6 protein-coding genes are annotated in these 7552 nt (G+C 64.2%); 3 read left to right on the top strand and 3 right to left on the bottom strand.

Features of this window, described 5'->3' with window-relative positions; genetic code table 11:
* The first annotated feature begins 262 nt into the window (after nucleotides 1-262).
* Both feoB and ACZO3G_RS14100 read left to right on the top strand, forming a co-directional pair.
* Nucleotides 263-2272: a ferrous iron transport protein B gene (feoB, locus tag ACZO3G_RS14105; protein WP_277138650.1), complete on the top strand. Its 2010-nt coding sequence runs from the start codon at nucleotides 263-265 to the stop codon at nucleotides 2270-2272.
* Nucleotides 2273-2313: 41 nt separating this feature from the next.
* Entirely contained in the window at nucleotides 2314-2865 is a 552-nt protein-coding gene (locus ACZO3G_RS14100; RefSeq protein ID WP_276873139.1) for a YcxB family protein, read from the top strand.
* A gap of 51 nt (nucleotides 2866-2916) precedes the next feature.
* Here the strand turns inward: ACZO3G_RS14100 and rny are convergent, their stop codons facing one another.
* The 3 genes from rny to ACZO3G_RS14085 all read right to left on the bottom strand — a co-directional run bounded on the left by rny (nucleotide 2917) and on the right by ACZO3G_RS14085 (nucleotide 5218).
* Nucleotides 2917-4479 carry a ribonuclease Y gene (gene rny, locus ACZO3G_RS14095; protein ID WP_276873141.1) on the bottom strand — a complete coding sequence of 521 codons (1563 nt, stop codon included), beginning with the start codon at nucleotides 4477-4479 and terminating at the stop codon, nucleotides 2917-2919.
* A 273-nt stretch (nucleotides 4480-4752) separates the two neighbouring features.
* On the bottom strand, nucleotides 4753-5025 hold the full coding sequence (locus ACZO3G_RS14090; protein ID WP_101549690.1) for a hypothetical protein: 273 nt from the start codon (nucleotides 5023-5025) through the stop codon (nucleotides 4753-4755).
* Nucleotides 4997-5218, bottom strand: coding sequence for a hypothetical protein (locus tag ACZO3G_RS14085; protein ID WP_101549692.1), 222 nt, complete (start codon nucleotides 5216-5218; stop codon nucleotides 4997-4999). The genes ACZO3G_RS14090 and ACZO3G_RS14085 overlap by 29 nt, the downstream gene beginning before the upstream one ends.
* Nucleotides 5219-5930: 712 nt before the next feature.
* On the opposite strand from ACZO3G_RS14085, the gene thrS reads away from it, so the two are divergent.
* Nucleotides 5931-7552 (top strand): threonine--tRNA ligase (thrS, locus tag ACZO3G_RS14080; protein WP_486847352.1); only part of this gene is annotated, 1622 nt, incomplete at its 3' end.

Genomic DNA, 7552 nt, shown 5'->3' with positions numbered 1-7552 from the left:
CCGGGAATACGGAAAACCCCCGCCGCTGTGATACAGCGGCGGGGGTTTTTGCGCGGCGGCGGGATCGCCCGCGCGAAGCGCGGGGCGCCGCGGGGCCGCCAGCGGGCGGCCCCGCGGCGTGCCGTCCCGTGGGACGGCCGATCCCGCCGCGTCCCCGTCCCTTCCGCCGCGCCCTCCGGCGGCGAGGGCTAAAAATTCCCGCCGCGTCATATGCTGGTGGCAGGGGACAAACCCGAATCGGAAACGCGGGGAGGAACGGGCAATGCGGACGGTGGCGCTGGCGGGCAATCCCAACTGCGGCAAGACCACCCTGTTCAACCGGCTCACGGGGCAGAGCCAGCACGTGGGCAACTGGGCGGGGGTGACGGTCGAACGCCGGGAGGGACGGATCGAAGCAGCGGGAGAGCGGGCGGTGCTCGTCGACCTGCCGGGCATCTATTCGCTCGCGGCGTATACGCTGGAGGAGCGGGTCGCGCGGGAGTTCCTGCTCGGCGGGCAGGCGGACGCGGCGGTCAACATTTTGGACGGCACCTCGCTCGAACGGGGGCTCTACCTGACGCTGCAGCTCTGCGAGCTGGGGACCCCGATGGCGGTCGCCGTGGGAATGATGGACGAGGTGCGGGCGGCGGGCGGCGGCGTGGACGCCGCCCGGATGGAAAAGCTGCTGGGGGTGCCGGTGGTGCCCGTCGCGGCGAGGAAGGGGGAGCGTGTGGAGGAGCTGGCGGCCGCGGCGCTGGGCCGCGCGCGCGTCCCGCCGCCGCCCCGGTACGGGGAACCGCTCGACGGCGCGATCGCGGAGGCGGCGCGCGCCGTCGAAAGAGCGGTGCGGGAACCGGGCCGGCTGCGGTTCTATGCCGCCGGGCTGCTGGAGGACCCGGACGCGTTCAAGGACCGCCTGCGCCTCACCGCCCGACAGAGGTGGGAGCTGCGGCGCATCCGCGCGTCGCTCGAGCGGGAGACGGGGGAGGACGCGGCCTCGCTCATCGCGGGGGCGCGCTACCGGCTGATCGAACGCATCCTGCGGGAGGCGGTGAAAACGCCGCCCCGGCCCGCGGGCGGGACCCTCACCGACCGGATCGACGGGGCGGTCCTGCACCGGAAGCTGGCCTTCCCGATCTTCCTGGCCGCGATGGCCGGGATGTTCGGCGTCTGCTTCGGAGGGCCGGGGCTCGCGCTCAAAGGCTGGATGGAACGGCTGCTCGCCGGGCTTTCGGCGGGCCTTTCCGGATGGCTTCCCGCGCTCGGCGTGTCGCCGCCCGTCTCCGACCTGCTGGTGGGCGGCGTGCTCGGCGGGGTGGGCAGCGTCCTCACCTTTCTGCCGCAGGTGGCGCTCATCTTCCTCTGCCTCACGCTGCTCGAGGAGTGCGGCTACCTCTCCCGCGCGGCCTTTCTGATGGACCTGCCCCTGCGGCGGCTGGGGCTCACGGGCAAATCCTTCATCCCCATGCTGATGGGCTTCGGCTGCACCACGCCGGCGGTCATGGCCGCCCGCACGCTGGGGGGCGAGCGGGACCGGCGGCTGACCATCCTGCTGACCCCCTACCTGCCCTGCAGCGCGCGCTTCCCGATCTACGCCCTCTTTGCCGGGGTCTTCTTCCCGCGGCGGCAGGGACTGGCGGTCGCGGCGCTCTACCTTGCGGGGATTGCGGCGATGGCGGCGGTCGGCTGGTTTTTGCGCAAAGGCCCCTTCCGGGGGCGGGAGGCCCCCTTCCTCATGGAGTTCCCGCCCTACCGCGCCCCCTCGCTGCGAAACGTCCTGCGCAACACCGGGGAAAAGTGCGGCGACTTTCTGCGCAAGGCGGGGACCCTCATCTTTGCGATGAGCGTGCTCATCTGGCTGCTCCAGCATGTGGACGGGGGACTCCGCTTCACGGCGGACCCCGCCGCCAGCCTCTTCGCGCGGGCGGGCGGCGCGCTCGCGCCCCTCTTTTCGCCGCTCGGCTTCGGCTTCCGGGAGGCGGCGGTCGCGCTGCTCGCCGGGCTGGTCTCCAAGGAGGCGGTCGTCTCGACGCTGGGGGTGTCGCTCGCGGGGGAGGGGCCTCTCGCGGCGGCGCTCGCTGCGCGGTTTTCCCCTCTCTCCGCCGCGGCCTTCCTCGTCTTCTGCGCGCTTTACGCCCCCTGCGTGTCGGCGCTCGCGACGATGCGCCGCGAGCTCCATTCCACCTGGCGCGCGCTCGCGGCGGCCCTCCTGCAAACCGCCGTCGCCTATGCCGCCGCGCTCGCGGTCTTCCAGCTTGGCACGCTCGCCCAAAACCTCGTCGGATTGCTTTGAGCCGCCGGGCGTGCTAGAATGGAGGAAAAGGAGGCGGCAAAATGGAACACACGGCGGAATCCGCGCGTTTTGCGGCGCGGATGAAACAGGACGACCGGATGTACCGGCAGCTGATCCGGTTCCACCACAAATACCTGACGCATCTGTTTTTATGCTTTCGGATCGTCGGCGTCGTCGCCCTGCTGGCATTCCTGATGACGCTGGCGGAGGTCCTTGCGACGGGGAGCGGCGGGGCGGCCTTCCGGCTGGTCGAAGCCGCCCTGCTGGGCCTGCTCTTTCTTTTCGCGCCCGAGTGGGTCACCGCCCTGTCGGTGCGCTCCGCCCGCAAAAACCGGGTCTCCGGCATGCTGGAGACCCGGATGGCCTTCTACGGCGACCGCATGGCGTGGGAGACCGACCAGAGCGCGGGGGAAATCTACTACAGCCAGTTCGTCAAGGCGTTTGAGACGCGGGAGGGCTACTACCTCTACATCGCGAGGCAGCAGGCCTACGTGCTGGGGCGGGACGGCTTCACGCGGGGGGACCCGGAGGAATTCCGCGCGTTTTTTGAAGCGGCGGCGGGCAGGCCGGTCAAATGGAAGGGCCCGAGATAGGACGTACAGAAAAAGGGCGCCGGAATTTCCGGCGCCCTTTGGCGTAAAAGCTTATTTCGCGTATTCGATCGCGCGGCTCTCGCGGATGCAGTTGACCTTGATCTGCCCGGGGTAGTCGAGCTCGCTTTCGATCTTCTTGACGATCTCGCGCGCGACGATGGTCATCTGGTCGTCCGAGACGACGTCGGGTTTGAGCATGATGCGCACCTCGCGGCCGGCCTGGATGGCGTAGCACTTCTCGACGCCGTCGAAGGAATTGGCGATCTCCTCGAGCTTTTCAAGACGCTTGATGTAGTTCTCGAGGTTCTCCCTGCGGGCGCCGGGGCGGGCGGCGGAGATCGCGTCGGCCGCCTGGACCAGGCAGGCCACGATCGTCCGGGGCTCCACGTCGTTGTGGTGCGCTTCGATCGCGTGGATGATATCGGGGCTCTCCTTGTACTTGCGGGCGAGGTCGACGCCGATCTGCACGTGGGAACCCTCGATCTCGTGGGTCATCGACTTACCGATGTCGTGGATGAGGCCCGCGCGGCGCGCCTGCGCCTCGTCGGCACCGAGCTCCGCGGCCATCATGCCGGCAAGCTGGGAGACCTCGATCGAATGGCTAAGTACGTTCTGGCCGTAGCTCGAACGGTAGCGCATGCGGCCGAGCAGCTTGACCAGCTCGGGATGCATGCCGTGCACGCCGCACTCCATAACGGCGCGTTCGCCGTCCTGCTTGATCTTGCCCTCGATCTCGCGGCGGGCCTTGTCGACCGTCTCCTCGATGCGGGCGGGATGGATGCGGCCGTCCTGGATGAGCCGCTCGAGCGCGACGCGCGCGGTTTCGCGCTTGACGGCGTCGTGGCTCGAAAGGGTGATCGCCTCGGGGGTGTCGTCGATGATGAGGTCGACGCCGGTGAGGGTCTCGAGGGTGCGGATGTTGCGCCCCTCGCGCCCGATGATGCGGCCCTTCATTTCGTCGCTGGGCAGCGGGACGACCGAGACGGTGATCTCCGCCACATAGTCGGCCGCGCAGCGTCCGATGGCGGCGGCGATGATCTCGCGCGCCTTCTGGTCGGACTCGTCCTTAAGCTGGCTCTCATACTGGGAAATCTTGAGGGCCTTTTCGTGGGTCAGCTCGCCTTCGAGGTTGGCGAGCAGATAATTCTTAGCCTGGTCGGCGGTGAAGCCGGAGATCTTTTCGAGCATGTCGAACTGGTGGGTCTTGACCTGCTCGGCCTCCTGGAGCTTGGTGTCCGCCTCCTTGAGTTTTGCCTGAAGGGTTTCTTCCTTCTTTTCGAGGTTGTCGAGCTTTTTGTCGACCGACTCCTCTTTCTGCTGGATGCGCCGTTCGAGGCGGGAAACCTCCGAGCGGCGTTCCTTCATTTCCTTTTCATTGTCCTGCTTGAGCTTGTAAATTTCGTCCTTCGCCTCAATGATGGCTTCTTTCTTTTTGGTTTCCGACGTCTTGATCGCGTCGCTGATCAGCCGTTTCGCTTCCTCCTCGGCGGAACCGAGCGCCGCTTCCGCCGCTTTTTTGCGGTATGCGACTCCCAGGAAAAAGGCGATTACCGCGCCAACTAAAAAAGCACCAATCACACTGACGACAAACGGAATGAATCCGATTGTGCTCATGGGGAACACTGACCTCCTTTATTCCATTTTCAATGTCCGCAATCCGCGCGCGGAAAGCCGAGCGCGGATAGAATATTTTTATTGGCACAGCGCGGGAAAGCGGGGAAAAACGCCAAAACCTTCCGTGCGATGATACCATAAAACATACTGCATGACATTACTATTTTATATGGATGTCATAGGATTGTCAAGAATTATTGCGAAATTGTGAACTTTTAGAGGGCAATTCGGACAAAAAAAGCGGGCGGCCGCCAAAACGGCGGCCGCCCCGGTTCAGCAGAGGCCCTGCGCGAGGAACTTTAAGGTGTAGGAGTAGCCCTCGCGGAAGTACAGTTCGCAGGTATAGGACTCAATGCGGGTGGTGCATTCGAGAAGCTGGTCGAGAAGGTCCCGGCTCTCGTCGCCGCCGCTTTCGAGGCGGGCACGGAGAAGGCGCTCGAGCTCGATGCGGGATTGGCGGAGCTGGAAGAGCTCGTCCGGTTCCTTGACGCTCTCTTCATAGCAGGAGCGGTAGATTTCATTGATGAGCGGCCTGCGTGCGTTCATGCTGTTCCTCCATTCCGGGGTTCGTTCCCTCGTTCTGCAAGCTGTATTCGATCATGCTGACGACGACATTATTGAAGCTCGTGTCATATTCCGAGGCGATCCGCTCGACCTCCCGGATCAGCTGTTCCGACAGATAAAGGGTCTTGTAGAAGGACTTTTCCCTGCCCTTTGTCTGCCGGGGTGTAAACGGCATGGAAAACGCCTCCTCCCTTTTTTTTGACACCTTCATTTTAGGATAAAAGCCCAACAGAGCATAGATGAGAAATTTTTGGTTTATGGTAAACGTTATCTTGCCTTTTATTTTATCGTGTTCCCCAAGCGGGGAACAGCGAATGGAACCGCGCATTTGGTGCGCCACATTTATCATATCACGGCATACGCAGCTTGTAGACAAGCGGAGAGCTTGTAAATACAGGGTATTTGTTGGTATTTGACAGCCCGCCTCCCAAAGATCATATCACAAAATCCTGCGGCGGTGGGGAAATCGGATAAAGTAGTAGAAAGTAGGAGCGGAGAGAAAATGTGTGCAATCTGCGAAAACCTCCCGCTCGCCAAGTAAATCCGTTCCATTGCGAAAGAACGGTTGACAGCCGCGCGGCGGCGTGCTAAGATAATCTGTAAAGCAGAACATCCCCAACAGCGTTGACGGGGAACGTCCCGGCGCAAGGGCGCGCCACAGAGAGAAGCGGTTCAAGCTGAAAGCCGCTTCACGCGCCGCGAATGGACGACCGCCCCCCGAGCGCGTGCGACGAGCACGCCGGCCGATCCCGTTACCGATCGTCGAGCGGCGCGGTTTTTCGCGCAATTCGGGTGGAACCGTGGAGCAGAGCCTTCATCCCGTCTTTTGGGGGATGAGGGCTTTTTTTATGCGTAAAATAACCTCGGATAGAAAGGAAGCAGGGACTATGATAAACGTAACGTTGAAAGGCGGCGTCGTCAAGGAGTTTGAATCCGGCACGACCGCCGCGGAAGTGGCAAAGAGCCTCGGCGCGGGCCTCTATAAGGCGGCCTGCGCGGCCAGGGTCGACGGGAAGGCCGTCGACCTGCGCACCCCGCTCACGGAGGACTGCACCCTCGCAATCCTCACCTTCGACGACCCGGAGGGCAAGCACGCCTTCTGGCACACCGCCTCCCACGTGCTGGCGCAGGCGGTCATGCACCTCTACCCCGACACGAAATACACGATCGGACCCGCCGTCGAAAACGGCTTCTACTACGATTTCGACGTCGAAAAGCCCTTCACCCCCGAGGACCTCGCCAAGATCGAAAAGGAGATGACGGCGATCGTCAAGACGGGGGAGGAGCTCGAGCGGTTCGAGCTCGACCCCGCCGACGCGAAGGAGCTCATGAAGGACCAGCCCTACAAGCTCGAGCTCATTGACAAGCACTCGGGCGCGGGGGAGAAGATCAGCTTTTATAAGCAGGGCGACTTCACCGACCTGTGCGCCGGCCCGCATCTGATGAGCGTCGCGCCCCTCAAGGCGATCAAGCTCGTGCAGAGCACCGGCGCCTACTGGCACGGCGACAGCAACAACCGGATGCTCTGCCGCGTCTACGGCATCGCATTCCCCAAGGCGAGCGAGCTGGAAAGCTACCTCAACATGCTCGAGGAGGCCAAGCGCCGCGACCACCGCAAGCTCGGCCGCGAGCTCGACCTCTTCGACATCTACGAGGAGGGCCCCGGCTTCCCCTTCTTCTTCCCCAAGGGCATGGTGCTGCGCAACACGCTGGAGAGCTTCTGGCGCGAGCTGCACCGCCAGCGCGGCTATGAGGAGATCCGCACCCCGCTGATCCTCTCGGAGGAGCTGTGGCACCGTTCGGGGCACTGGGACCACTATAAGGACAACATGTACACCACCAAGATCGACGACCGCGACTTCGCGATCAAGCCGATGAACTGCCCGGGCGGCATGCTCGTCTACAAGCGCAGGCTCCACTCCTACCGCGACCTGCCCGAGCGGATGGCCGAGCTGGGCATCGTGCACCGCCACGAGCTGTCCGGCGCGCTGCACGGGCTCATGCGGGTGCGCTGCTTCACCCAGGACGACGCCCACATCTATATGACCCCCGAGCAGATCGAGGAGGAGGTCCTCGGCGTCATGGACCTGATCGACAGCATCTATAAGGTGTTCGGGTTTGAATACTTCCTCGAGCTGTCCACCCGTCCGGAGGACTCGATGGGCACCGAGGAGCAGTGGAACATGGCGACGGAGGCGCTCCGGAACGCGCTGGAGAAGAACGGCAAGCCCTACTCGGTCAACGAGGGGGACGGCGCCTTCTACGGCCCGAAGATCGACTTCCACCTGCGCGACTGCATCGGGCGCACCTGGCAGTGCGGCACCATCCAGCTCGACTTCCAGATGCCCGAGCGGTTTGACCTCACCTATACCGGCAAGGACGGCGAGAAGCACCGCCCGGTCATGCTCCACCGCACCGCGCTCGGCAGCATCGAACGGTTCATCGGCATCCTCACCGAGCACTACGCGGGCGCGTTCCCGCTCTGGCTCGCGCCCGAGCAGGCGCGCGT

It is taken from the genome of Anaerotruncus sp., from assembly GCF_057433415.1.
The sequence above is the reverse complement of the archived record's forward strand: the minus strand, read 5'-3'. Positions and strand labels throughout refer to the sequence as shown.